Below are 24,448 nucleotides of genomic sequence, written 5' to 3'. Positions count from 1 at the left end.
CAGATTGAAAAAAACGGGCGCTTTTTATTACGATCAGGTTTAGGTGGCCAATAATTTCAACTATTAAAGTTTCCTCTGCCAATAGCCTTAGAGCTGACTAAAAGTATCCCCTTGCTTAAAATCACCTGTTTCGAAACCTTTTTTAAACCAAAACATACGTTGTTGTGAAGTTCCATGAGTAAAAGAATCTGGCTGAACATCACCAGTGGCTTGCTTCTGTAATTTATCGTCGCCAATGGCATTAGCTGCTGTAAGGGCTTCTTCAATATCCCCTTCTTCCAGTTTAAAGTCTTTAAGGTTTTGAGCATGATGTGCCCATAAACCGGCAAAAAAATCGGCCTGTAATTCTAATTTTACTGATAAACGGTTATATTCTTTTTCGCTAACCTGACCGCGGGCTTCATCAAGCTTTGCAGAAATGCCCAGCAAATTTTGCACGTGATGGCCGACCTCATGCGCAATTACATAAGCTTGAGCGAAATCGCCGGCAGCACCGAAACGGTTTTTTAAATCATCATAAAATGATAAATCGATGTACACTTTCTGATCACCAGGACAGTAAAACGGACCCACGTTCGAACTTGCATTTCCACATGCAGTTTGCACACCCTCTCTAAACAACCTCAGCTTTGGATATTCGTATTGTTTGCCCATGGCCTGAAATTCTTTATCCCATACCTGCTCGGTAGATTCTAAAACACCAGAAACAAAAACCGCCTGTGGATCATTTGCCGGAACGCCTTGCTTAACTTCTTCTGTACCTTGTGACGTTGGAAGCTGACTCACTACACCACTTAAGTCCTTCCCGAAAATTAAACCGAGTATAACCACAACGATACCGATACCTCCGCCAAGAATGGTTTTACCACCACCTCCGCTTCTACCATCTTCCATGTTGCTGCTACCTTTTCCGAACCACTGCATATTTTTAAATTTTGATATTATGAATAACCGTAAACCGTAGTTAATTGTTAGACTAAAGTAGAAATTATTTTCCTGATTTATTCTTTTAGGTTTTGATGGAATAAAAAAAGCCAGAAATTTCTTCCTGGCTTACACATCGTATCTTTTAATCTAGTTACTAAACACAGCAATTGCTTTTGCAATTCTAGCCTTAGTTTCTTCGACACCTAATAGTACAGCAATATCAAAAACACCAGGCCCAAATTTGCCACCAACCAACATCACGCGGAATGGCAACATTAGCTCGCCAGGCTTAAAACCTTTTTCTTCAGCCAATGCTTTAAAAGCTACTTCTTCACTAGCAGCATCAGTTAAAGCCAATTTTTCTGCAAAAGCATTAAAAAATTCGGCTTTTTCTAGCGTCCATTTTGGTTTAACTGCTTGCTCCTCGTATTGGCTAGGGGAGGCAAAAAAGTATCCGCTTTGCGCCACAAAATCAGGCAAAAGTGTACAACGATCTTTAATTAAATCGATAATCGTATTTAAAAAATGATCATCCGCAACTTCAATTCCTGCTTTTTGCAGTTCAGCTTTAACTGGTAACTGTAATCTGGTCATCGGCGATTGCTTGATCCATTCGTGATTGTACCATTTGGCCTTTTCGAAATCGAACTTCGCCCCTGCTTTACTTATTCTTTCTATCGAAAATTTTTCTTCCAATTCTTTTAACGAGAAAAGCTCCTGATCTGTGCCATCATTCCAGCCTAATAAAGCCAGCATATTAACGAAAGCCTCAGGCAGGAAACCCATCTCTTTAAAACCTTTGGTAACATCGCCAGTTTTAGGATCCGTCCAATTCATAGCATACACCGGGAAACCTAAACGGTCGCCATCACGTTTGCTTAATTTTCCATGTCCATCCGGCTTAAGGATTAAAGGTAAATGTGCCCAGGCTGGCATATCAGCTTCCCAACCTAAATATTTCCACAGCAAAATATGAATTGGTGCCGATGGCAACCATTCTTCTCCACGAAAAGCGTGAGAAATTTCCATCGCTTTATCATCTACCACAACCGCCAGATGATACGTCGGCATACCATCTGCTTTTAATAAAACTTTATCATCAACCAATGAAGTTTCAAAACTTACATCACCCCGAATTAAATCATTAAAATGAACAATTTCATCTTCAGGCACCTTTAGTCTGATCACGTGAGGCGTTTTTGAAGCCAATAGATCTTCAACCTCACTAATGGTTAATGTTAATGAATTACGCATTTGCATCCGGGTAGCCTGGCCGTATTGAAAGTTTGGAAGTTCTTTCCTTTTCGCATCCAGTTCTTCAGGAGTATCAAAGGCGTAGTAGGCATAACCATCGCTAATCAATTGTTCGGCAAACTTTCTATAGCTTGGTTTGCGCTCGCTCTGGCGGTAAGGCCCGTAAACTCCAGGATTCTGTGGACTTTCATCTGGGGAAATGCCACACCAGTTCAAACAATCTACAATATACTGTTCTGCACCTTCTACAAAACGATTCTGATCGGTATCTTCTACCCGAAGTACGAAGGTTCCATTATTCTTTTTTGCGAACAAATAATTAAACAACGCCGTACGTACACCGCCTAAATGCAGTCCTCCGGTTGGGCTTGGGGCAAATCTTACTCTAACTTTCTTATCCATAATTGGCTTGTTGAGCGGTTGGCGTTAAGCGATTAGCGGTTCAACCGCCTATCGCCATGCGCAACACGCAAGACGGTACAAAGATATAGTTTTTATGATTTTTTCGTTTTGTTATTGTAATTTGCCCATCTAAAGCATGAACCCTTATCAAAAGAAACGCCGCTGGAAGTTTTTCCTCCTCATATTTGCCATTCTAATCGGCATAGCTTCAGTATTTTATACCGATTCTTTCGTAAAAAAAATGGAGCGTGAGGAAGCGGCACAGTTTCAGCTCTGGGTGAAGATTACAGAAAGATCGATGCTTTTGTATGATAATGATAACTTCACAAGTGTTGTAGAAGATGTTAGGGAGAATACCAAAATGCCCGTTATTGTAGTGAATGATGATGGCACAATCCTTTCTTCAAGCGGGTTAGACAGTACCAAAACCTGGTACCCCGACAATGAAAAATTGGTTTACGATAGTCTTTACTTTGTTCGGGAACTTTCTACAATGAAAAAGCAACATCGCCCTGTGGTGATGAATATCATGGGGCAGGAAAAACTTGCCTACTATAAAGATTCATTTATCCTTACCCAACTTCGTTATTTTCCGTACATCCAAATGGGTGTAATTTTTCTTTTTCTGTTAACCGCTTACACCGCCTTTAGTTCTGCTCGAAAAGATGAACAAGATCATGTTTGGGTGGGTTTGGCCAAGGAAACAGCGCATCAACTAGGCACCCCGATATCCTCGCTCATGGCCTGGGTAGAGCTGATGAAATCCAAATTTGATGCCGAGGACGACCCGCTCATTGCCGAGATGGAAAACGATATCAAACGATTGGAAATTATTACCGACCGTTTCTCAAAAATTGGATCGAAACCAATATTAGAAGACCATACGGTTTACATTGTAATCAGCGACTTTATCAGGTATTTCAAAGTCAGAACATCCGATAAAGTGAAATTTAGCATTACCGGCGATGAACAAGTAAGAGCCTTATTAAATGTGCCACTATTTGATTGGGTGATTGAAAACCTTTTGAAAAACGCAGCAAATGCCATTGAAAATGAAGGATCGATTTCAGTAAATATAATTGAGAATCTGGCAAAAGAGCAGGTTTTTATCGATGTTACTGATAGTGGAAAAGGTATCCCACGGTCGAAATTTGATGCCGTTTTCCAACCGGGTTATACCACCCGTAAACGTGGCTGGGGACTTGGTTTATCACTTACTAAAAGGATTGTTGAGAATTACCATAGCGGTGAAATTTTCGTAAAAGAATCTGAGCTCGGCAAAGGAACAACCTTCAGAATTATTTTAAAAAGCAGCTTAAGATATGAACCGACCACAACCTAACGAATACCCTGCCTGGGGCGAAACCTATATCAGCAAAGTGAATGGCGATATTATTGAAGTTTTAGAAGAACAGGTTTTCACCATACCAGCTTTGTTCGAACGAAATAAAAACAAGGAAAACTTTGCTTACGCGGATGGCAAGTGGACGTTAAAAGAAATGCTTGGCCATATTATAGATTGCGAAAGGATTTTTGCTTACCGGATGACCGCTTTCGCCAGAAATGAACCGCAGCAATTACCTGGTTTTGACGAAGATGAATACGTAGCAAATGCCCGCTTCGATGAACGCAACTATGAAGACATGATCGAAGAGTTTTCCGCGTTAAGAAAAGCGAACCTTTACTTTTTCAAAAGCCTCAATGATACAGAATTGAACAGAAAAGGAATTGCCTCGAACAGAGAAATCAGTGTAAAATCGATCTTATTTATAGCTGCCGGTCATATTATTCATCATGTTGGAGTTTTAGCAGAACGTTATGAAGTGGTTTAAAGATTTTACCGTTGAGGAACTGAATGGCCGACCAAAAAACCATATTGGTGCATTGTTGGGTATTGAATTTACCAAAATTGGCGATGATTTTATTGAGGGCACGATGCCTGTTGACGAACGCACACACCAGCCTGCAGGAATTTTACATGGTGGAGCATCGGTTGTTTTGGCAGAAACATTAGGAAGTATCGCATCTTACATGCTCATTGATCCTGAAAAGTACGTTGCCGTGGGATTAGAGGTAAATGCAAATCACTTGCGCCCTGTAAAAAGTGGCTTGGTTAAAGGTATTTGTACACCCATACACATTGGCGCCAAAACCCACATCTGGGATATTAAGCTTTTTAACGATCGCGGTAAAATGAGCTGTATCAGCAGACTTACTGTTGCGGTAATAAATAAACCGACTTAGTTAATCAGTTTCCTGTAAATAATTATTTGGAAACAGGCTTGCAGCAGCTTCGGCTTATGCTGTTTGCTATAAATAGATTTGTAGTACTTCCTCGGAAATTATTGCAAGAAAAATATGCGAAAATCCGTGTAATCTGCGGGAGAGAAATATATGGCTTAAGATATTGCTGCAAAAAAATCACCCGCAGATTTCACAGATTTGAGCAGAACAAAATCTGCAAAAGTCAGCGTATCTACGGGAGAACAACCTTTAGCAACAACTTATTTCAAACCTTCCTGATCTAACCATTTCTTCTCGATAACATATGAGATGATCAAACCTAAGCCGCCGAAGATTCCGATGCAACCAAAATAAACGGCTACTGACTGGCTGATTTCACCATTTGTCATATCGCTGCCGAAAACGCCTCTAACAGTGAATAAAGCAACTAATAATCCTACACCTAAACCCATAAAAAGCAAACCAAATTTTAAACTCAAAAATGGTTTTGGGGTGGCTCGTTGTACTCCTGGATCGATTCCTCTTTCGATCATGGCCATTTTTTCTTTGTTTGATAAATAGCGGATTCCGAATATCATCGCGAATGCGCCTAAAAAAAGCGAAATTGGAACTAATATACCTAGCATGGTGTTGTATTTTAAATGTTAATAATTTATTTATCTTTTACTGAACCGTGTTCTGTGTATTATGACTACATAAATTTTAATCAGGTTACAGGCCTGCTCAAAAAAAATTATAGCTTTATTTAATTACTTCACAATTTGCAAGAGAAATTAAAAAATACCGAGTTATTTACTGCATTGGGCGATGATGCTTTATCCTTGCTGGCTAATTATTTCAAGGTAGTCAATCACAAAAAAGGCACTATTTTAATCCACGCTGAAAAAGTTGAACCTTACTTTTACATCTTAGAAACTGGTATTGCCAGAGCTTACTCTATTGGGGAAAACCAGCAAATTACTTTTTGGTTTGGGCAAGCTGGCGATGTGTTGCTTTCTTACAACAGTTACATTAACAATAAACCTGGCTATGAAAATATCGAACTTTTAGAGGATTCGGTCTTATATCAAATTCATCTCCGCGATTTATTTGAGCTTTATAACGAACATTTACCGCTTGCTAATTGGGGTAGAAAAATTGCTGAAAGAGAATTAATTGCTACTGAGAAAAGATTAATCGACCGTTCGTTTAAGGATGCCACAGAAAGATATCGTGATTTTATTGTTCAATCTCCTGATCTTATTAAAAGAGTAGCTTTGAAACATATTGCTTCTTACTTAGGCGTAACACAGGTTACTTTAAGCAGAATTAGAGCGGCCTGCAAATAAATCTATTTTTTAACATTTGTAAAATGTGGGCCAAGCAAGGTATTGTACTTTTGCCGAAACAATCATTACGTTATGAACTGGATCATTTTAATTATTGCCGGCCTTTTCGAAGTTGGCTTCACTACCTGCTTAAAGCTTTCTAATAATTTTTCGAATATTAAATGGAGTATCGCTTTCTTCGTTTGTATTACTTTAAGTTTTGTTTTGCTTAATAAAGCCACTCAAACGCTACCTATGGGCACGGCGTATGCGGTTTGGACCGGAATCGGCGCTGTCGGAACGGTACTTATTGGCATTATTTATTTCAATGAGCCTGCAACCTTCTGGCGAATATTTTTTATTTGTACCTTAATTGGATCTATCGCAGGGTTGAAGTTTTTCGCATCGCATTAATCGGTTACCTGTTACCTGTGTTACCGGGCTGGGTGTTTATCGGTTGAAAATTGAATGTTAAAAGTTAAATGGCTGGGTAAATAGTTGGGTGGGTATGCGTTGAGCGTTGAATGTTAAAAGTTATATGGCTGGATGCAAAGACTTTTAAAAGCAATAACCTTTGCGCCCAAACTTGCAACCCGCAACTTATAACTGGTAAATGATAACCGGTAACTGATAATTCATAACTTTTTCTGCAGCCCTGTAACCTCCGAATCACGAATGTAGTCTTACATTCAAATATGGAGCAAACACTTACAGATTTGGTGCTGATTCAAAATGTGTTGAACGGAGATTCCGCTCAATATGCTTTGTTGGTCAAAAGGCATCAACGATTCGTGTTTACGCTTGCTTTACGATTTGCAAAAAACAGGGAAGATGCAGAAGAAATTGCCCAGGATTGTTTTATTAAAGCCTATAAAGCACTGGGAACCTTTAAGCAAACAGCAAAGTTTAGCACCTGGCTGTACACTATTACTTATACCACAGCCATGACTTTCTTGCGCAAAAAGCGATTGGATACTTCGTCCATTAACGATGAAGAAACCTTTTTGCAACTCGAAAACCATACCTCGAGCTTCAATGCAAATGGATACGAAAAGCAAGACAGTCATAAATTTTTGAACCAGGCGATACAATTGCTGATGCCCGATGATGCGGCAATTATAACGATGTTTTACCAAGGAGAACAAAGTTTGGAGGAGATTGGCAAAGCTTTAAATAGGGAGTCTAATACAATCAAAGTGAAATTGCATCGGGCGAGGCAAAGGCTTAAAGAAAAATTACAATATTTGTTACATGATGAAGTAAAAGAGTTACTATGAACACAATAGAACAACAGCTTTGGGATTACATCGATGGTAATTTGGATGCTGCGGAAGCCAAATCCATTGAAGAAAAGATTAATACAAATGCCGAAATCAAACTTCAATATGAAGAATTATTAAGTTTGAATATAGCTTTTGGCAAAATAGAGCTTGACGAACCTTCCATGTCATTTACCAGGAATGTGATGGAAAGTATATCCTTAGCCCCGGCTCCGGTTGCCCTAAAAACGAAAGTGAACACCCGTATTATTTACGGTATTGGGGGGTTCTTTATTTTATCCTTGGTGACGCTATTGGGTTATGCGCTTTTTAATATAGACTTTACAACCACTGACTTCGACTTGAAATTAAATGCTGATTTTAACTGGGAGAAGTACATTAGTCCAACAGTCCTTTATAGTTTTCTTTTTGCTGACTTAGTAATTGGGTTGATTTTTATTGATTATTTGTTGAGGAAACAGATGACTCATAAATAATATCTGCTTCGCAGAAATCGAATGTTCTAAGCAGCAATATGCTGGCTGGATCTGTAGAACTCTGCGAGAGCTGCGTTAGGCTAATCTTTTCAAAATTTCTAGTCCTTCGGGCCATTCGCCAAAGCCAGAAACCGCATTGATATGACCTGCTTTTCCAATATTGATAAATTCGCTGTCCCATTGCGCCGCAAAAAACTGAGCCCTTTCCAGGCTTACCCATTCATCATTTGAACTGGCCACCACAATGGTTTTGAAATTTATTTTACCTAACGGAACACGATCAAAACCCACCGTTGGGAAATTGTAGCGTGATGCCTCAAGATCGCTCGGCGCAACCAGCAAAGCTCCTTTAATTACTTTTTTATACTCTTTGGCCCAATTGGCAATGGCGGTACAACCAAGACTATGACCAATTAAAACCACAGTAGATAAATCGTATTTTGATAGCGTTGATTCAATTTTTTCAATCCAGTCTTTCGCAGCCGGCGCATCCCATTCTTTCTGGTTAATCCGACAAAAATTACTGCCCGAATTTTCGAAATGCGTTTGCCAGTGATCAGGGCCAGAATTGCCCAAATCAGGGATAATAAAGTAATTCGTCATCATGTAGATTAGTCAGAAAGAAATCCTAAAGTTTCAAAATAAAAAAAGCCCCGATTTATGCAATCAGGGCTTCATTGTAAATATGATAGTTAATTAAATTACTTTCACATTAACGGCATTTAAGCCTTTTTTACCGTTAGCAACTTCGTACTGTACTTTGTCGTTTTCACGGATTTCGTCGATAAGACCTGTTGAATGAACAAAAATTTCGCTATCGCCATTCGCAGGTACGATAAAGCCAAAACCTTTAGTTACATTGAAGAATTTTACTGTGCCTTCTTGCATTGTATTAAATATTAAAATTAAGTCTGCAAGGTAAGTTTTAATTTTTAAAATCAAAATAAATTTTAACATTTTTTTAACGTTAAAATTTTGTAAACAGCAGATTACTAAGGCTTTTTAATTGCTTTCCCAACAATCATCACTGTAATTTCGCTATTGTGCGGAATTCCAAGCGTTGTTCCCGGAGCCACATCAAACAGATTTCTGATGTAGATATCTGCCACGCCCTGCATCATTCTTTTCTTAGGTTCTGCCGCTTCGGGTAGCACCCCGTTTACCGACAAAATTTTTAGGGTTCCGGTATAATCCACCAGTGCCAAACACTCATAAGCAAAATCCTTATAAGCCCGATTGATCTCTATCCTATACCTTGGAAAAATATAATCATAAGCAGAAGTCCTCTTTTGTAATTTATCTACGCTGCTAAACTTTTCTACCTTAACAATTTTACTTTTGGGCAGAAACTGAACCGGCTCTGTCGCCGCGAATGCAGTTGTATCAGTGCGGTTTACTTCTGCAGCTCTTTTTTCGATATATATTGTATCTGCCTTTGTAGGCCGTTGCAGAATTTCCGCGGTGGTTTTAAGCTTATTTTTGATGTAACTCTGCGCATAAAAAGTCATGTTTACATCTGATCGAATATCATCAGCGATTACCTTTCCATCTACCTGTACCCGTTGGAACACCAAACTATCTTTACTGATGTGTTTTACTTTGAAAAATTCTTCTGCGAAGTTGTACACATTGCCGTGATCGTATTGTAAGTAAAAGTTTTGCATCCGCTGTTTTTGCGGGCTCCAGGCCGACATCGTATCTTCAGAAACTACCTCAATAATCCAGGAAGGTTTTTGCATAAATCCCTGTTCATTAAACGATAATCCGTTACTAAAACGGCGTTTTACTTCCTCATAACGAATTCCCTTTACGGGCGCAAATTCAAAATCCCTCAAACTGGCATCATTTTTTTTGTTTCTATTGCTACAAGCAGATAGTATCAATATTAAAAAAAAGACTTGTATCGTGTTCTTAATCATGTAAAGGCTAAAATAACTATTTCTTTTTTACTAAAACCACGTTGGCTACTTTACGCTGGCCTTCATGGTCCCACTTCTTATTATCAGTTGGATAATTGATCACACCGCCATCTAGCATTCCAGCTACCCATAAAGTTGTAGATCCTCCACCATCAAAATTGATGGCACTTTTGCAACCCAACCATTTCATCAGTTTACGTAATTCAGGCAAACTCATGCCGGCCGATTTTTCGTTACGCCCATCTACTGTTAACAAAATTATTCTTCCGTTCGGTTTAACACCCAAACAGGTACGTGGGTGGCGCAAACGGGTAAACGAAGTCGTATCTAAAAGCTCATCAACATCATTATAAGTTAATAATGGTCCATTGAGCATGATGTTTTGTTCCATTAATTTTGTTTCCCAATCTGCGGTTCCATCCCATTTTTTAATTGAAATTTTCCCATTATCAATCACCACGGCTGCTTGCTGATGCCGTGCCCTATTCCCGTCTTTATCTAAACGATTGGTGTTGATAATATTACCGTTTACTTTAACAAAATCTACTGAACCTCCGTTTTTCACATCGAAAAAATTTCCATTTAATGCTGCAATCGCGGTATCACGAATGCCAAAATTACTGGTGGTAATCAATTCCTTTTCTTCAGCACCTAAAGCAAAAACGGCTTTTCTTCCTGTATTTTTAATCTCAAGAAATGAAATATTTTCATTTGCTGCAAACAGGTTTTTTTGATCAAAATGATGGCGAAACAATCGAACCTGTTTGGCAACCCGTGTTTTTTGCCATTTGGTTTTTACAACCGTTATCGAATCGAGATTTTGTGCGTAACTAAAAGATGCGATTGATGTGATCAGGATGAGAGGAAATAGTTTTTTAAGCATGGGTTTTGGATTTGCTATAAAATTAAAAAAAACGGAGTATACCTTAATAGGCTTACTCCGTTTTTAAATTTAGAGAATGGTTTGAATGACTAAGTGTTCAGATGATCGGCTTGAAGCCTTTTAACTTTTAAAGATCTTAACACTCCAACCCTTCTAATTATTTCTTGGGATCTAAAATATCTTTAATTCTAACCGTAAGGTCATCGTAATGCGCTTTTGCAATTGCATCTCCAGCTACTGAGCGAGCTTTTGTTGTAGCCTGCAAAGCTTTTAATTCTGCTCTCACTAAGGGGCGAATATCTGATAAACTCACATTGATTGGCGTTAACCCATAACTTGCAGCAGATTCAACTGGGAAACCTGGAGGCAATTCCGATTCAGTTGTCATTAAATAGCCTAAACGATCTACATATGCTCTTTGTAAGTTACGTTTAAATGCATCTGGTCTGCTTGGGGCGAAAACAGAAGTTTTAATATCTTTAAATAACTCAGGTAAAGTATAAGCTTTTGCAGTGCCGTTTTTAGTTTCGTTATCCAATAAACGGGCAATTCGTGGTGCCGCTAAAAGATTAACCAAAGTGTTGGCCTGCACTGCTTTGATTCTATTTAAAAGTGTACCGTTATCAAATTTACTCAATTGATCATTGTTAATTAACCAAAGCGGGGTAGTAAACAATTGTTGATTAAAAAATGAAACGGCTTCTTTTTGTTTTGCTTTTGATAAGTAACTATAAACCGGACCAGTTTGATCATAGGTTTTGAAGTTTTCGCTCATCCCACCAACATTGGTAAGTACGTGGCCCATGTAGCGGTTATATTGACCAACAATTTCAGTATAGATTTCTTTCAAATCGCTGTAGTCTTTACCTTTTTGGTAGGTCCATTTTTCTACGTTTGGAAGAATGCGCTTTAAGTTTGCAATACCATAAGTACTTGCTTTCATCGCATTATCACCCAAATCTTCGCTTTGCAAACGAGGATCTAGCGATGTACCTTGTCTTCCGTAAAAATAAAGTGGGTTACCAGCATTTTTTAAAGTCCATTGGTTTAAGATTTCCTTTTCCTGCTCGGCAGTTTTGTTCCCAGGAATCCAAGAGTAGCCCCATTTAACTGACCACTTATCGTATTCACCAATTTGTGGGTGCATTTTGGTTACGCCATCAATAGGTTGCGCAATGTAATTGAAACGGGCATAATCCATAATAGAAGGTGCAGTTCCATGTTTATCGGTAAATGCTTTCGAACGTAACGAATCTACAGGATAGGCATAGCTAGAACCGAAGTTATGTGGCAAACCTAGTGTATGGCCAATTTCATGTGAAGAAACGAAGCGAATTAATTCTCCCATTTGCACATCAGAAAACTTGGCTTTACGCACTTCAGGGTTAATGGCTGCAGTTTGAACGAAGTACCAGTTGCGCAATAAGCTCATTACGTTGTGATACCAACCAATGTGTGTTTCCAAAATTTGGCCAGTACGCGGATCGCTTACATGTGGCCCATAAGCGTTTGGAATATCAGAAGCAAAGTAACGAACTACCGAATAACGGGAATCTTCTACACTAAACTGTGGATCTTCTTGAGGTGTTGGGGCTTGTTTACCAAAAATGGCGTTTTTGAAACCTGCTGCTTCAAAAGCTACTTGCCAATCGTTAATTCCCTGGATTAAAAATGGAACCCATTTTTTCGGCGTAGCCGGATCAATATAAATGATAATAGGTTTAACAGGCTCCACTAATTCTCCTCTTTTATAAGCTGCGGTATCCTTCGGAACCAAATTCCAACGGTGAATGTAAGCCGTACGTTCTGCCTTTTGTGCATCGGTACCGTAGTCAATTTGAGATTGACCAAAGTAGCCCACCCGACTATCCATGATTCTAGCTTTCACAGGAATTTTCGGCAACAATAACATCGAAGTATTAAATTCGAAAGTTACCGCTCCGTTGCTGTTATCTGTTGGAGATTCTGCAGCACGATAAGTTTTCGCGGTCTTAACTTCGATATTTATCGGAAAAGTTTTTACGGTATCGATATAAGAACGAGTGGCATCATAAGTAATTACTTTGTAAGCTTTACGGATTTGATCGGTAGCACCAATCGCCATAATATCGCCGTTATAAAAGTCAGTTACATCGATTACGATACCCGAAGTATCTTTATTATATGCCTTGATTTCGAAGCTCGCAAGAATCTGCGCAAGATTAGAGTTTTGCACCGACTCGTACATATCACTAGTAGAATCTGCTTTAGTAGCATAACTTGGTACACGGATGTAAACCTGTTTGCCTCTACGTTCCCATTTCCAAACCTGCTCGTTTAATTCTTCACCACCATATTGCTGGTTGCCCACTTTAATACCTACAGGCGCTTTTGCCAATCGCGTAACTACCAGCATTTCACGGTTGATAATAGAATCTGGTATTTCGAAATACCATTTATCATCCACTTTGTGTGTTTTGAATAATCCGTTAGTCGTTTTGGCTTTTGATGTAATCACCTCTGAGTAGGGCTTAATTCCTTCTTTTTTTGGTGCCGCCGCTGCTGCTGTTGCTGGAGTTGCAGGACTAGTTGTGCCCTTTTTCGTTTTTTTTTGTGCTTGTGCTGAATCAATGCCAGCTAAACCAAGCACCATAATACCAGCTAATGCCAGTACTTTCACTTGTTTCTTCATTTATATGTTTATAAGATCTTTATGATAATAAGAGCCCGAAGTTATAGCCTTGTTACCTGATTAACATTGTGTAACTATAAAATTACTAATAGGTTAAATCCTTTTTTCAAGCCTGACTACTTTAAAGAAAACTTTGCTGTCGCGATAAACCTCCAATATAACTGTTTTATCAGCTTTTGATTTGAACATCTCCGTCAGATCATTTAAAGTATAGGCACTGATAGATTTAAAATTTACGCCAATAATTTCATCGTACGGGCATAGTCCTGCTTTTTCGGCTGGCGATCCTTCGTCAATTTCGCCAACGATTACCCTCTTATACTCTGCCTGATCCAGATAAATTACCATACCCACCATATCATGTTGGAAAGGAACTCTAGCCAGGCTATTTGGTTTCAGGTACATAACCTGATCCTGGTAATTTAGCTGTACATCAAATTTTCTTAGCATTTCGGCGCCCAGGTTTCCATTGCGAAAAGTTAAGTCAATCTTTTTTGCAATGGATTCAAAGTCCGGGAAACCCGATACTACGTCATTAAAAATATGTCCCCCCAAATAAAAAGTGCTAATCCTGCCCATATAACCCTTTATTTGTCCGCTCAGGCTCATCCCTAAATTCGCCCTGATAGTTTTCTCAGGAAGCGGGAAAGCATCTCCGTTTAACATTTCCATTGATAAAGCATGGCTGGCCCCTGTATCCATCAGTAACCGTGTGCTTACTTTCCCCTTATTAGGAATGTCTACTTGAACATCCACATAAGGCTTTAAGTTCTCAATAAATATCGGCACCTTGGTTCCTCGATATTTTATCCTCCTGCTTACATCGCTAAATATGATTCTATTCTCGCTGTAACGAATGTCAACGATAAAACTATTGAAGAAACTGAACCCAATTAAACCGTAAATTTTAATCCCTAAATGACCAGATAGATTGAACAAATCTTCTTTAAGTATAGCTGTGGGGATATGATTTACTTTGGCGCTTCCTATTTTAGCCGTAATATTTTGCGATACATAAGCGTCAACCGTTTCCAAACCCAAGCCCGACAATTTAATTTTTCGCATTAAACCAAAATTTAACGTATCAATAATTGATGGATCTGTGATGATCATTGGACCTACACCGGTATCCAGCACGAAATTATAGGGTCCTTTCTCATTTACAAAAACCGGAATGATCATTAAGTTTTTGATACACTTAAAATGAATAGATTGCTTTTGTTTATTTCCTGGAAAGGTAAATTCTTGCGCCTTTGAATACAAACCGAACAAAATAAATGCTACACAAATGGCGAATTTGCGGATATCAAAGTAGATAACAGAAGCATATTTGGTTAACATTAAATTAAATTTAATAAATTAGTTGGTAATTATCATTTCTAAACTTTCAGCATGCCTATTTATAAAATCCATTCTCAGCTTCTTACACTTTCTCTTGCATGTGTATTAGTAATTTCCAGTTGCTCTACCAATAAAATGATTTCCAAAAAGGTAGCTAAAGAATTCAAAAATTCGACGGTGATAAAGCAGTACCAAGTGGGCTTTGCGCTTTATAACATGGACGATAAAAAGATGATTTTTGAGAAAGACGCAGAAAAGTACTTCTCGCCAGCATCTAATACCAAGCTTTATACTTTTTTTGCCAGTTTAAAAATGTTGCCAGAGCAAATGCCAGCTTTGAAATACATCGAACGTAACGATTCTTTAATTTTCTGGGGCACCGGCGATCCGTCGTTTTTACAATTTGCAGTTAAAGATAAATCAGCCTATAATTTCCTTCACGCATCAAACAGAAAACTATTTTTTGCACCAGGAAGGTATTCAGGTGCGTTTTTTGGTGATGGCTGGAGTTGGGATGACTACGATTATTATTATCAGCCCGAGATTACCGAGATGCCTATAATGGATAATATGGTTACTTCCACCTATCAATCTCCAGGTAAAATTAATATTTCGCCAAAAGTTTTTGCACATTGCTTTGAGGTAGATTCGAGCAAAACAACTGGCGGCTTCCAGGTAACCAGAGATTTTTTAACCAATCATTTTCGCTATCCTTTAGTTGCAGTGAAGCCCAATTACAATCAGCAAAACCCTTACAAAACCAGCGTTCAAACAACTTTAGAAGTACTTTCAGATACACTACATAAAAGTGTTGGTGTTGTAAAAATGAAAATCCCTGTCAATGCTAAAACACTTCCAGGTGCCAAACGCGATTCCGTTTTAAAGCACATGATGTTGCCAAGCGATAATTTTATTGCCGAACATTTACTATTGGTTTGCTCCAATCAAATTAGTGACACGTTAAGCACCACAAAAGCCATTCAGCATATCACTAAAAATTATTTATCTTTTTTGCCCGATAAAGTAAAATGGGCTGATGGATCTGGCCTGTCCCGTCAGAATTTGTTTACCCCACGAGATAATATTTATTTACTTGATTCTATTTATCACCTGGTAAATAACAGAGAAAAACTTTTTGATATGCTCCCGGCTGGAGGAAAAAGCGGAACGCTCAGAAATGCCTATCCTAAAACGAATCAGCCTTTTGTCTATGGCAAAACCGGATCACTAGGTGGGGTTCACAATCAAAGTGGTTATGTGCTTACTAAAAAAGGCAAAACGTATATTTATTCTTTCATGAATAATAATTTCATTAACCCCACCAGCGAAGTAAGAGCCGAAATGGTAAGAATAATGACTTACATCCATGAAAACTTCTGATGAAAAGCCTAAAAAATTTAATTGGTGCTGAATACAAGCCTAAGTAAACCCTTAAATCTATGAGAAAAACCTACTTATTGCTAAGCATCGCATTGTTGCTTGGAATTAGCTCCTGCAAAAAAAGTGAGGGTGTTGTAGAACCGCCTCCACCTGTAGATCCCACCGTCCCTACAACACCTTATGTTGCTGACAACAGTTTTAAGGTTGTAGCCTATTTTCCAAGCTACCGCGATCCAAATGGAGTTGCCGATGCAAAATATAAAATGATTACGCATTTGTTTTATGCTTTCCTAAATCCAAATACGGATGGATCTCTAGCTAGCCTCGAACAACCCTCACGGTTTTCGGCGGTAATGCAGAAAGCAAAAGCAAATGGTGTTAAAACAGGCATTTCGGTATCGGGCACCCGCAGCATTTTCATTGAAATGGCTGCTTCAGCAACAGCAAGAAAGCTTTTTGTAAAGAATGTTGTAGCTTTTGCCCGAACCAATAATCTTGATGGCGTAGACATGGATTGGGAATATCCAAGTACCGCAGATGGATCGGCAGATAATTATGTGCTCCTGATGAAAGAACTTTCAGATTCGCTGCACAAATATAACAAGTTTTTAAGCGCTGCCATAACTCCCGGAGTTTATGCCGGCAGCATTCGGGATGGATTAAAAAGCGAAATTTTTCCTGCTGTTGATTTCTTTAATATCATGGTTTATGACGGCATAGGATGGGATAAGAATGAACCCATTCAACATGCTTCTTACAATATGGCGGTGGCCAGCTTAAATTATTGGATGGGCACACGTGGTATGCCAAAAGAAAAGGCAGTTTTAGGAATTCCTGCCTATGGAAAAAACGCTTCGAATGCTTCAAAAGCCTACCGGGATTTTGTAGCCGCCAATGCTGATGTTAATTTGGATTATGCAACAATTGACGGTGTTCAGTATTATTACAACGGCCTAATGACTACGAAGAAAAAAGCCAAACTTGCAAAAGAAACTGCCAATGGCATCATGTTTTGGGAATTCTATCATGATGATAACGGTAACAAATCAATCATTAGGGCAGCCAATGATGAACTAGGCAGAAATTACAATTAATAAATGAACACCAATTTCAGATCATATAAGGGGCCATTCTCTAATAAAATTACCATTGATGGAGAATCCTATCTTTATTTCGGTGGAACTGCTTATCTCGGCATTCCCCAAAATCAGGATTTTATCGATTTATATATCGAAGGAATTAAGAAATTCGGTTTGAATAACGGCACTAGCCGGAGTAATAATATTCAATTTGGCATTTATGAAGAAGGGGAATGTGAAGCTGCCCGGCGATTTTATGCTGAAGACGCCTTAATTACTTCCAGCGGTTATTTGGCTGCACAACTTACCGTTAAAACTTTAGCCACATTTGGAAAGGTGGTTTATGCTCCGTCCACTCATCCAGCATTGTGGATCAACGAATCGCCAGAGGTGTTGTCATCGTCTTTTTCGGAATGGAAAACAGCGGTTGTTGCGCTAATTAATATGGATGAGCAGCGAAACTGGGTGCTCATCAGCAATTCTATAAATAATCTTTTCCCTGAAATGTATGATTTTGATTTTCTGAGAGAAATCGCACCTGAGAAAAATATAATATTGATTGTTGATGATTCTCATGGAATTGGGGTAAACAACGCTGGCTTAGGCGCCTTTGCTAGCTTACCGAAACTTGAAAATTTAACTTGCGTAGTCGTTGCGTCTATGGCAAAAGCTCTTGGGGTAGATGCAGGAATAGTGCTCGGCGATAAAAAAATAATCAGGCAACTTAAAAACAGCAATATATTTGTTGGCGCCTCTCCGCCTGCCGCAGCTGGAATTTATGCATTTATCCATGCCGAAGAAATTTATCGTCACGCTTGGAAAAAGCTTCAGGAGAATATATACAGGTTTAGAAATTCCTTAAATCTAACTTGGAAGTTTGAGCAAGATTTTCCTGCTTACTTTCTCAATTACCCAACGTTAAGCGATGATTTGTTAAGAAAAAAAATCCTGATCTCTTCTTTTCCTTACCCAAACGCAGACAGTGACCCCATAAACAGGATTGTGCTGAGTAGCTGGCATGAGCTGGAGGATATTGAAACTTTAATAAGAGCAGTGGTTTAAGGCTAAGTAACACAAGTATGGCACAAACCAATAAATTTTCTAATCTTTATAAAATGAAACGATTGATTTTTTTCTTCTCGCTATGTCTGCTATTGTCAACTGCTGTTTTAGCGCAAAATACCGAAGTGTGGGTAGTTCGCCATGCTGAAAAAGACAAATCAAACCCTGAAGATAAAGATCCAAACCTTTCGGATGAAGGCAGAATTAGAGCGGGTGACTTAGCTACGTTTTTGAAGAATGTGAAGTTTGATGTAGGATACAGCACAGCATATAAAAGAACGCATCAAACATTAGATTCGTTAATTATCCCAAAGGTTATTAATTACACTGACCCGAAATCGTTGGCAGACTCCGTTAAAAAAAATTATAGCGGTAAAACCGTAATTGTTGCCGCTCACTCGAACACCGTTTTAGAAATTATTGAAGCTTTTGGTGGAAAACGACCAATGGAAATGCTTACTGATGACGATTACGATTATATTTTTCGATTGACCGTGAAAGATGATAAGGCCAAGGTGAAAAAAGATCAGTACGGAAGACCTCACCATCTGTAGTTGGGAGTTGTCGGTTTGGAATTGAAAGCTTGTTTACAAACATTTTAAAACGAATGGCAATCGCATAAATGACTAATGAACAAATGAACTAACCGGCCTTTTAAAGTTTCTCAAACGGAATATCCATCAGATCATATTGTTGCCAGCCAGAAAAATCATAATGCCACCATTCGTTATCTAACACATTCAATTGAAATTTCTTCATGGTGGTAATTAACAAATCACGGTTTTTTTTAACTGCTGCCGGCACCTGCTCGTAGTTGGCTGCAGCTGCTGCCGAAAAACTATCGTAAGGGGTTGCCATTGCCACCTCTTTTCCCGTTTTTAAATCAATTAACGTCAAATCTACGGCACAACCCCTATTGTGTTTTGAACCTTTTGCAGGGTTCGCCACAAAGTTTTTATCGCTGGCCTTTTTATAAAACTCAACAGTGATAGCATAAGGGCGGTAACCATCGAAAATCTTTAGTCCGTAACCTTTTTTATTTAATTCCCTCTGGATTTTTTTTAGCGATTCTACAACCGGTTTGCGGGCAAAGGCTCTCGCCTGTTTGTACATCACCTGTTTCATAAAATTATTCTTCGTAGCATAACGAATGTCTAACTTGATGTTAGGGATTGCTTTTTTAATCTCTATCAATTCATTATTCGGATTGGTTTTTATAGATGCCAGATATTGGTTGTACGAACTCACTACAACCAGTTTCGAGGGCGAACTTTTTTGAGCGAAAGTTGCGAATGAAAAGGTCAGAAATAAGAAAAGGAGTTTGATTTTCATGTTAACGGGTATTATACTTAGGTCGTCATTGCGAGGCACGAAGCAATCTTACTTTCGAAATAGATCGCTTCGTGCCTCGCAATGATGGGTATATGATTATTGATTCGAAACCACTAGCAACTCCAAATCTTTAAATGGCAAATTAAACATATCGGCCAGATCTTTATTGGTACAATTTCCCTGGTAAATGTAAAGTGCTTCGCGGATTCCTGGGTTATTCCAAACCATATTCATCAATCCTCCAAACTCACCAATATCCAGTAAAATTGGAGCAAAAATATTCGTCAATGCGTAAGATGCAGTTCTCGGAACACGGGATGCGATATTCGGAACGCAATAATGAATCACATCATACTTTCTAAAAATGGGATTGGTGTGGTTAGTTACTTCCGAAGTTTCAAAACAACCGCCCTGATCAATGCTAATATCAATCACCACCGAATGTGGTTTCATTTTAGCCACTGTTTCTTCCATTACCACACAAGGACTTCTACCATGACTGGCACGGATGGCACCAATTACTACATCGCAAGTTACAATGGCTTTATTTAAAACAATCGGCTGCATCACTGATGTAAAAACACGACTCCCTAAATTGTTTTGTAAACGGCGTAAACGATAAATCGAGCTATCGAAAACCTTTACTTCGGCACCAAGTGCCAATGCTGTTCTGGCGGCATATTCTCCTACCGTTCCAGCGCCTAAAATTACGATCTCTGTCGGCGGAACCCCTGTAAAACCACCTAACATCAACCCTTTTCCACCGGTAACATTGCTTAAATATTCTGCAGCAATTAAAATTGAAGTAGAGCCTACAATTTCACTCATTGCCCGCACTACACTCAACACATTCCCCTCATCACGCAAGTTTTCGAAACACAAAGCATTAATCTTTTTCTGCATTAATGCTTTCAAATAATCTTGCTTTAAAGTTCCGGTTTGCAATGAAGAAATCAAGGTCTGCCCTTTGTGCATCATCTCAATTTCTTCCAGCATGGGTGGTGCAATTTTCACCAGGATATCAGAATCGAAAACTTCTTTTTTATCATAAGCGATTTTTGCTCCTTGCTCAGCATATTCTGAATCAGAAAAATTTGCAGCTGTTCCTGCGCCACTTTCTAATATTACCCTATGGCCATTGTTAACCAGCAACGCAACCGAAAGTGGTGTTAGTGCAATTCGATTTTCCTGAAAAGAGATTTCTTTTGGTATTCCAATGTTCAGGCTATTTTTCCTGTTTCTGGTTTCTAGTGTCGCCTCTTGTGTTTGCAATAAACCCTGACGAGCGATATCGGCCATTCCTTCGCGTAATCCTGTAGCCATGATGCTTAAAAATATGTTAGTTTTAGGTTGTTCAAGGTACGGAAATTCTATTAATTATTGGAAAACTAAATGTTATACCTTACTGAAACTGAATACTCTCCGATTCTCATCAACAATAGCTATCTCAACTTTTAAAAGATGATCTGGCAATAACTCGGCTACTCTTTCAGGCCATTCAATCAAACAAATGCCTCCACCATAAAAGTACTCTTCGTAGCCTAAATCGTATGCTTCCTGAATATCTTTGATGCGGTAAAAATCAAAATGAAATACCGAACCGTTAGGACTTTCGTATTCATTGACGATAGAATAAGTTGGGCTCGAGACTACATCCTCTACGCCTAACGTTTTGCAAAAAGTTTTAATAAAAGTAGTTTTGCCTGCGCCCATTTCTCCATCGAAAATGAAAATTTTTTCCCCCCTAGAAAATTCTAAAAGTTGTTGCGCTACCTGAGGTAAATCTGATAAACGGTTAATTGCTATCTCCATTTTAAATTAATAAAGGCAAAAGTAATACATAAATGCATTGCTTTTGCCTCCTTGTAACGCTTTAGGATTTGGATATTATCTCGGCGAATACGTTACCACCGGAATAATCATTTCTTCCAACGAAATTCCTCCATGCTGGAAAGTTTCATTGTAATAATTTACAAATTGGTTATAGTTATTCGGATAAACGAAATAGCTATCCTCGCGGGCAAAAATATAACTGCTGCTAATGTTGATTTTTGGCAGCAAAGCATCATGAGGGTTTTTAATTAGAAAAACCTCTTTAGCATTAAAATTCAGGTTTCTACCTTGTTTGTATCTTAAATTTGTGTTTGTTGCCCTATCGCCGATAACCTTAACCGGTTTTTTAACACGAATAGTTCCATGATCGGTGGTGATGATTACTTTCACTTGCTTCTGCGAAATTTTCTTTAACAAATCCCAAAGTGGAGAGTGTTCAAACCATGATAATGTTAGCGAACGGTAAGCCGCATCATCGTTCGCCAATTCACGGATCATCTGCATGTCGGTACGGGCATGACTTAACATATCAACAAAATTGAAAACAATTGCATTGAAATCATTCTGAAGCAGGTTATTGGTTTGCTCAACCAAATCTTTCCCTTGCTCAAATGTTAAAATTTTATTGTAACTGAATTTGCAATCCTTTCTTAAGCTACGCTTGATGTTGTCGGCCAGGAAAGCCTCTTCATGCATATTTTTCCCGCCTTCATCATCATCATTTTGCCAAAGCTGCGGAAAACGCTTTTCCATATCTAAAGGCATTAAACCAGAAAAAATTGCATTACGGGCATATTGGGTTGCTGTTGGCAAAATACTGGTGTACATATCCTCCTCATCAATTCTAAAATATTCAGAAATTAAAGGGTTAATAATTTTCCATTGATCATAACGCAAATTATCAATCAGAATAAAAAATACAGGCGTGGTATCATTAATATGTGGGAAAGCTTTTTTCTTCAACAACTCATTAGAAAGTAACGGCGCCTGGTCCTTGTTTTTAATCCAGTCGAGATAGTTTTCCTCAATAAATTTGGTAAACTGAGTATTCGCTTCCTGTTTCTGCATGGTTAAAATCTCATGCATCTGCGGGTCGTCAAGCTTCTCCAGTTCCAGTTCCCAGAAAACTATTTTTTTGTAAACATCTACCCACTCTTCATAATTCAATCTATCGCCAAGGGTCATCCCCAAACGGCGAAAATCCTGCTGGTAAGCCATTGATGTTTTCTCGCTTACTAAACGCTTGTTATCAATCAGCTTTTTAATCGTTAATAGAACCTGTTTTGGGTTTACCGGTTTAATTAAATAGTCATCAATTTTACTTCCAATTGCATCCTCCATCAGGTTTTCTTCTTCACTTTTGGTGATGAGTACAACAGGCACATCTGGATTAAGATTTTTGATAGCAGAAAGGGTTTCAATGCCACTCATTCCGGGCATATTTTCATCTAAAAAAACAAGGTCGAAATGGGTTTTACCGAAAGCTTCGAGCGCATCGTTACCATTGGTAAAAGTGGTTACTGCGTAACCTTTATCATTTAATAAAAGTATATGTGGTTTTAACAGGTCGATTTCGTCATCGGCCCACAATATTTTAGTTTCTTGCATGTTTTTGTAAAAATAGGTACGTATTGCCTTTTTATTTTGGCGGGTAAATCAATCTATAAATAAAAATAGCAATTTTTGTACCGTATCTATCTATTTAACTATTTTTAACGATTGAATAAGAAGAAAATAATAAACGATCCGGTTTACGGTTTCATCAACATTCCCTCAGAACTGGTTTACGATGTCATTTCGCATCCCTATTTCCAGCGTTTACGTTATATAAAACAACTTGGAATGACGCATTTGGTATATCCAGGTGCTTTACATACCCGTTTTCATCATGCTTTAGGCGCAATGCACCTCATGGGCTTAGCTATCGAAGTTTTAAGAAGTAAAGGCCATACGATAACCGAGGGCGAGGAAGAAGCGGCTATACTGGCTATTTTACTACACGATATTGGTCACGGACCATTTTCGCATGCCTTAGAACACTCGCTGGTTACAGGCATTAAGCACGAAGATATTTCAGCAAAGCTGATGCATGACTTGAATGATCATTTTGGCGGCAAACTAACACATGCAATTGAGGTATTCAACGGAACTTACCCGAAAAGATTTCTTCATCAATTAATTTCCGGGCAACTGGATTTAGACAGGATGGATTACCTGAACCGCGATAGCTTTTTTACCGGAGTGAGTGAAGGGGTAATTAGTTTTGATCGGATTATCAAAATGTTTAATGTATTTGATGATGATTTAGTGATCGAAGAAAAAGGAATTTATTCAATTGAAAAATTTCTGATTGCCCGCCGTTTAATGTATTGGCAGGTTTATTTGCACAAAACGGTTATCGCCGGGGAGATGATTCTGGTGAAATTGCTGGAACGGGCAAAGGAATTATCCGCCGCAGGCGAAGATTTATTCGCAGCACCTTCATTAAAATATTTTTTCGATCACGATATCAGCGAAACTAACTTCTTTTCGCAACACGAAAATCTCGAGCATTTTACCAATCTGGATGATCAGGATATATATGCGGCAGTGAAGGTTTGGGTAAAACATCATGATAAAATACTATCAACGCTTTGCCAGATGCTTACCTCAAGAAATTTATATAAAGTAGAAATGAGCAATGAAAGGGCGCCTTTAGATCGGGTAAATTTTTTAAAAGACGCCACCGTTGCTTTACTTGGAATTAAGCCTGAAGAAGCCAGATATTTTGTGTTTACCGATGCCATACAAAACCGGGCTTACAATGCTGGGGTTGGAAACATCAAGATTTTAATGAAAAATAACGATATTGTTGATATTGCCAAAGCTTCGGATTTATCGAACCTGGAATCCTTGCAGAAAACAGTAGAGAAATATATTCTCTGCTACCCAAGAGGGATTTAAGATTAATTAACAAAATATTTAACTTTTACTGCCGTTTTAAGTCTTACTATTGTGTAAAATATACACGGTTTAACCTTGATAGGTTTTTTTGTTCATATCAATTTAACATTTACCT

The 24,448-nt window shown here is 38.5% G+C and carries 25 protein-coding genes; 12 read left to right on the top strand and 13 right to left on the bottom strand.

Annotation, left to right across the window (positions count from 1 at the left end):
* Window positions 1-87: 87 nt before the first annotated feature.
* Entirely contained in the window at window positions 88-924 is an 837-nt protein-coding gene (locus tag ASE92_RS13680; RefSeq protein ID WP_056850670.1) for a neutral zinc metallopeptidase, read from the bottom strand.
* Window positions 925-1,074: 150 nt separating this feature from the next.
* Window positions 1,075-2,583, bottom strand: coding sequence for a glutamate--tRNA ligase (gene gltX, locus ASE92_RS13675; RefSeq protein ID WP_056850669.1), 1,509 nt, complete (start codon window positions 2,581-2,583; stop codon window positions 1,075-1,077).
* Between the two features lie 136 nt (window positions 2,584-2,719).
* On the opposite strand from gltX, the gene ASE92_RS13670 reads away from it, so the two are divergent.
* The 3 genes from ASE92_RS13670 to ASE92_RS13660 are packed head-to-tail and all read left to right on the top strand — an operon-like array spanning window position 2,720 to window position 4,827.
* Window positions 2,720-3,925: a HAMP domain-containing sensor histidine kinase gene (locus ASE92_RS13670; RefSeq protein ID WP_056850668.1), complete on the top strand. Its 1,206-nt coding sequence runs from the start codon at window positions 2,720-2,722 to the stop codon at window positions 3,923-3,925.
* On the top strand, window positions 3,906-4,415 hold the full coding sequence (locus ASE92_RS13665) for a DinB family protein (RefSeq protein ID WP_056850667.1): 510 nt from the start codon (window positions 3,906-3,908) through the stop codon (window positions 4,413-4,415). Before ASE92_RS13670 ends, ASE92_RS13665 begins: the two co-directional genes overlap by 20 nt.
* Window positions 4,402-4,827: a hotdog fold thioesterase gene (locus ASE92_RS13660; RefSeq protein WP_056850666.1), complete on the top strand. Its 426-nt coding sequence runs from the start codon at window positions 4,402-4,404 to the stop codon at window positions 4,825-4,827. The genes ASE92_RS13665 and ASE92_RS13660 overlap by 14 nt, the downstream gene beginning before the upstream one ends.
* Window positions 4,828-5,087: 260 nt before the next feature.
* Here ASE92_RS13660 and ASE92_RS13655 read toward each other — a convergent pair whose 3' ends face one another.
* Window positions 5,088-5,453: a DUF6249 domain-containing protein gene (locus ASE92_RS13655; RefSeq protein WP_056850665.1), complete on the bottom strand. Its 366-nt coding sequence runs from the start codon at window positions 5,451-5,453 to the stop codon at window positions 5,088-5,090.
* 135 nt (window positions 5,454-5,588) lie between these two features.
* On the opposite strand from ASE92_RS13655, the gene ASE92_RS13650 reads away from it, so the two are divergent.
* From ASE92_RS13650 to ASE92_RS13635, 4 genes are all read left to right on the top strand, one after another.
* Window positions 5,589-6,155, top strand: a complete 567-nt coding sequence (locus ASE92_RS13650) for a Crp/Fnr family transcriptional regulator (RefSeq protein WP_056850664.1) — start codon at window positions 5,589-5,591, stop codon at window positions 6,153-6,155.
* Between the two features lie 72 nt (window positions 6,156-6,227).
* Complete coding sequence (locus ASE92_RS13645) at window positions 6,228-6,548, top strand: multidrug efflux SMR transporter (protein WP_056850663.1); 321 nt, start codon at window positions 6,228-6,230, stop codon at window positions 6,546-6,548.
* Window positions 6,549-6,829: 281 nt separating this feature from the next.
* Window positions 6,830-7,411, top strand: coding sequence for an RNA polymerase sigma factor (locus ASE92_RS13640; protein WP_056850662.1), 582 nt, complete (start codon window positions 6,830-6,832; stop codon window positions 7,409-7,411).
* Window positions 7,408-7,890, top strand: coding sequence for an anti-sigma factor (locus tag ASE92_RS13635; protein WP_056850661.1), 483 nt, complete (start codon window positions 7,408-7,410; stop codon window positions 7,888-7,890). Before ASE92_RS13640 ends, ASE92_RS13635 begins: the two co-directional genes overlap by 4 nt.
* A gap of 75 nt (window positions 7,891-7,965) precedes the next feature.
* Here the strand turns inward: ASE92_RS13635 and ASE92_RS13630 are convergent, their stop codons facing one another.
* From ASE92_RS13630 to ASE92_RS13605, 6 genes are all read right to left on the bottom strand, one after another.
* The gene (locus tag ASE92_RS13630; RefSeq protein WP_056850660.1) at window positions 7,966-8,496 is read right to left on the bottom strand and encodes an alpha/beta hydrolase; all 531 of its coding nucleotides are present in this window, start codon (window positions 8,494-8,496) and stop codon (window positions 7,966-7,968) included.
* A 90-nt stretch (window positions 8,497-8,586) separates the two neighbouring features.
* Window positions 8,587-8,778, bottom strand: coding sequence for a cold-shock protein (locus ASE92_RS13625; RefSeq protein WP_025141747.1), 192 nt, complete (start codon window positions 8,776-8,778; stop codon window positions 8,587-8,589).
* Window positions 8,779-8,882: 104 nt separating this feature from the next.
* Window positions 8,883-9,809: a hypothetical protein gene (locus ASE92_RS13620; protein ID WP_056850659.1), complete on the bottom strand. Its 927-nt coding sequence runs from the start codon at window positions 9,807-9,809 to the stop codon at window positions 8,883-8,885.
* Between the two features lie 16 nt (window positions 9,810-9,825).
* Window positions 9,826-10,692, bottom strand: coding sequence for a phosphodiester glycosidase family protein (locus ASE92_RS13615; RefSeq protein WP_056850658.1), 867 nt, complete (start codon window positions 10,690-10,692; stop codon window positions 9,826-9,828).
* A 157-nt stretch (window positions 10,693-10,849) separates the two neighbouring features.
* Entirely contained in the window at window positions 10,850-13,363 is a 2,514-nt protein-coding gene (locus tag ASE92_RS13610; protein ID WP_056850657.1) for a zinc-dependent metalloprotease, read from the bottom strand.
* Window positions 13,364-13,456: 93 nt separating this feature from the next.
* A complete protein-coding gene (locus ASE92_RS13605; RefSeq protein ID WP_056850656.1) occupies window positions 13,457-14,704 on the bottom strand; it encodes an aspartyl protease family protein in 1,248 nt (415 codons plus the stop codon).
* A gap of 51 nt (window positions 14,705-14,755) precedes the next feature.
* Between ASE92_RS13605 and ASE92_RS13600 the strand changes: the two genes are divergently transcribed.
* From ASE92_RS13600 to ASE92_RS13585, 4 genes are read left to right on the top strand one after another with little or no spacing between them, the layout of a single operon-like run.
* Window positions 14,756-16,084, top strand: a complete 1,329-nt coding sequence (locus tag ASE92_RS13600) for a D-alanyl-D-alanine carboxypeptidase (RefSeq protein ID WP_056850655.1) — start codon at window positions 14,756-14,758, stop codon at window positions 16,082-16,084.
* 59 nt (window positions 16,085-16,143) lie between these two features.
* Window positions 16,144-17,178, top strand: a complete 1,035-nt coding sequence (locus ASE92_RS13595) for a glycosyl hydrolase family 18 protein (protein WP_056850654.1) — start codon at window positions 16,144-16,146, stop codon at window positions 17,176-17,178.
* A 3-nt stretch (window positions 17,179-17,181) separates the two neighbouring features.
* Window positions 17,182-18,225: an aminotransferase class I/II-fold pyridoxal phosphate-dependent enzyme gene (locus ASE92_RS13590; protein WP_056850653.1), complete on the top strand. Its 1,044-nt coding sequence runs from the start codon at window positions 17,182-17,184 to the stop codon at window positions 18,223-18,225.
* Between the two features lie 53 nt (window positions 18,226-18,278).
* Entirely contained in the window at window positions 18,279-18,779 is a 501-nt protein-coding gene (locus tag ASE92_RS13585) for a histidine phosphatase family protein (protein WP_162237763.1), read from the top strand.
* 100 nt (window positions 18,780-18,879) lie between these two features.
* On the opposite strand, the gene ASE92_RS13580 is transcribed toward ASE92_RS13585, so the two are convergent.
* From ASE92_RS13580 to ASE92_RS13565, 4 genes are all read right to left on the bottom strand, one after another.
* Entirely contained in the window at window positions 18,880-19,557 is a 678-nt protein-coding gene (locus tag ASE92_RS13580; protein ID WP_056850651.1) for a M15 family metallopeptidase, read from the bottom strand.
* A gap of 96 nt (window positions 19,558-19,653) precedes the next feature.
* Complete coding sequence (locus tag ASE92_RS13575; protein ID WP_056850650.1) at window positions 19,654-20,880, bottom strand: alanine dehydrogenase; 1,227 nt, start codon at window positions 20,878-20,880, stop codon at window positions 19,654-19,656.
* 72 nt (window positions 20,881-20,952) lie between these two features.
* Window positions 20,953-21,369: a tRNA (adenosine(37)-N6)-threonylcarbamoyltransferase complex ATPase subunit type 1 TsaE gene (gene tsaE, locus ASE92_RS13570; protein WP_056850649.1), complete on the bottom strand. Its 417-nt coding sequence runs from the start codon at window positions 21,367-21,369 to the stop codon at window positions 20,953-20,955.
* 75 nt (window positions 21,370-21,444) lie between these two features.
* Window positions 21,445-22,998, bottom strand: a complete 1,554-nt coding sequence (locus tag ASE92_RS13565) for a PglZ domain-containing protein (RefSeq protein WP_056850648.1) — start codon at window positions 22,996-22,998, stop codon at window positions 21,445-21,447.
* A gap of 111 nt (window positions 22,999-23,109) precedes the next feature.
* Between ASE92_RS13565 and ASE92_RS13560 the strand changes: the two genes are divergently transcribed.
* Complete coding sequence (locus tag ASE92_RS13560; RefSeq protein ID WP_056850647.1) at window positions 23,110-24,333, top strand: HD domain-containing protein; 1,224 nt, start codon at window positions 23,110-23,112, stop codon at window positions 24,331-24,333.
* Window positions 24,334-24,448: the final 115 nt, after the last annotated feature.

Source organism: Pedobacter sp. Leaf41 (assembly GCF_001422545.1).
In the GTDB taxonomy this organism is placed as follows: Bacteria; Bacteroidota; Bacteroidia; order Sphingobacteriales; family Sphingobacteriaceae; genus Pedobacter.
This window is presented reverse-complemented; position numbering and strand designations above follow the sequence as displayed.

Excerpts from the sequence above, each read along its gene's own strand:
- ASE92_RS13680 (WP_056850670.1), bottom strand. The coding sequence starts at position 924 with ATGCAGTGGTTCGGAAAAGGTAGCAGCAACATGGAAGATGGTAGAAGC.
- gltX (WP_056850669.1), bottom strand. The coding sequence starts at position 2,583 with ATGGATAAGAAAGTTAGAGTAAGATTTGCCCCAAGCCCAACCGGAGGA.
- ASE92_RS13670 (WP_056850668.1), top strand. The coding sequence starts at position 2,720 with ATGAACCCTTATCAAAAGAAACGCCGCTGGAAGTTTTTCCTCCTCATA.
- ASE92_RS13665 (WP_056850667.1), top strand. The coding sequence starts at position 3,906 with ATGAACCGACCACAACCTAACGAATACCCTGCCTGGGGCGAAACCTAT.
- ASE92_RS13660 (WP_056850666.1), top strand. The coding sequence starts at position 4,402 with ATGAAGTGGTTTAAAGATTTTACCGTTGAGGAACTGAATGGCCGACCA.
- ASE92_RS13655 (WP_056850665.1), bottom strand. The coding sequence starts at position 5,453 with ATGCTAGGTATATTAGTTCCAATTTCGCTTTTTTTAGGCGCATTCGCG.
- ASE92_RS13645 (WP_056850663.1), top strand. The coding sequence starts at position 6,228 with ATGAACTGGATCATTTTAATTATTGCCGGCCTTTTCGAAGTTGGCTTC.
- ASE92_RS13640 (WP_056850662.1), top strand. The coding sequence starts at position 6,830 with ATGGAGCAAACACTTACAGATTTGGTGCTGATTCAAAATGTGTTGAAC.
- ASE92_RS13635 (WP_056850661.1), top strand. The coding sequence starts at position 7,408 with ATGAACACAATAGAACAACAGCTTTGGGATTACATCGATGGTAATTTG.
- ASE92_RS13630 (WP_056850660.1), bottom strand. The coding sequence starts at position 8,496 with ATGATGACGAATTACTTTATTATCCCTGATTTGGGCAATTCTGGCCCT.
- ASE92_RS13625 (WP_025141747.1), bottom strand. The coding sequence starts at position 8,778 with ATGCAAGAAGGCACAGTAAAATTCTTCAATGTAACTAAAGGTTTTGGC.
- ASE92_RS13620 (WP_056850659.1), bottom strand. The coding sequence starts at position 9,809 with ATGATTAAGAACACGATACAAGTCTTTTTTTTAATATTGATACTATCT.
- ASE92_RS13615 (WP_056850658.1), bottom strand. The coding sequence starts at position 10,692 with ATGCTTAAAAAACTATTTCCTCTCATCCTGATCACATCAATCGCATCT.
- ASE92_RS13610 (WP_056850657.1), bottom strand. The coding sequence starts at position 13,363 with ATGAAGAAACAAGTGAAAGTACTGGCATTAGCTGGTATTATGGTGCTT.
- ASE92_RS13605 (WP_056850656.1), bottom strand. The coding sequence starts at position 14,704 with ATGTTAACCAAATATGCTTCTGTTATCTACTTTGATATCCGCAAATTC.
- ASE92_RS13600 (WP_056850655.1), top strand. The coding sequence starts at position 14,756 with ATGCCTATTTATAAAATCCATTCTCAGCTTCTTACACTTTCTCTTGCA.
- ASE92_RS13595 (WP_056850654.1), top strand. The coding sequence starts at position 16,144 with ATGAGAAAAACCTACTTATTGCTAAGCATCGCATTGTTGCTTGGAATT.
- ASE92_RS13590 (WP_056850653.1), top strand. The coding sequence starts at position 17,182 with ATGAACACCAATTTCAGATCATATAAGGGGCCATTCTCTAATAAAATT.
- ASE92_RS13585 (WP_162237763.1), top strand. The coding sequence starts at position 18,279 with ATGAAACGATTGATTTTTTTCTTCTCGCTATGTCTGCTATTGTCAACT.
- ASE92_RS13580 (WP_056850651.1), bottom strand. The coding sequence starts at position 19,557 with ATGAAAATCAAACTCCTTTTCTTATTTCTGACCTTTTCATTCGCAACT.
- ASE92_RS13575 (WP_056850650.1), bottom strand. The coding sequence starts at position 20,880 with ATGGCTACAGGATTACGCGAAGGAATGGCCGATATCGCTCGTCAGGGT.
- tsaE (WP_056850649.1), bottom strand. The coding sequence starts at position 21,369 with ATGGAGATAGCAATTAACCGTTTATCAGATTTACCTCAGGTAGCGCAA.
- ASE92_RS13565 (WP_056850648.1), bottom strand. The coding sequence starts at position 22,998 with ATGCAAGAAACTAAAATATTGTGGGCCGATGACGAAATCGACCTGTTA.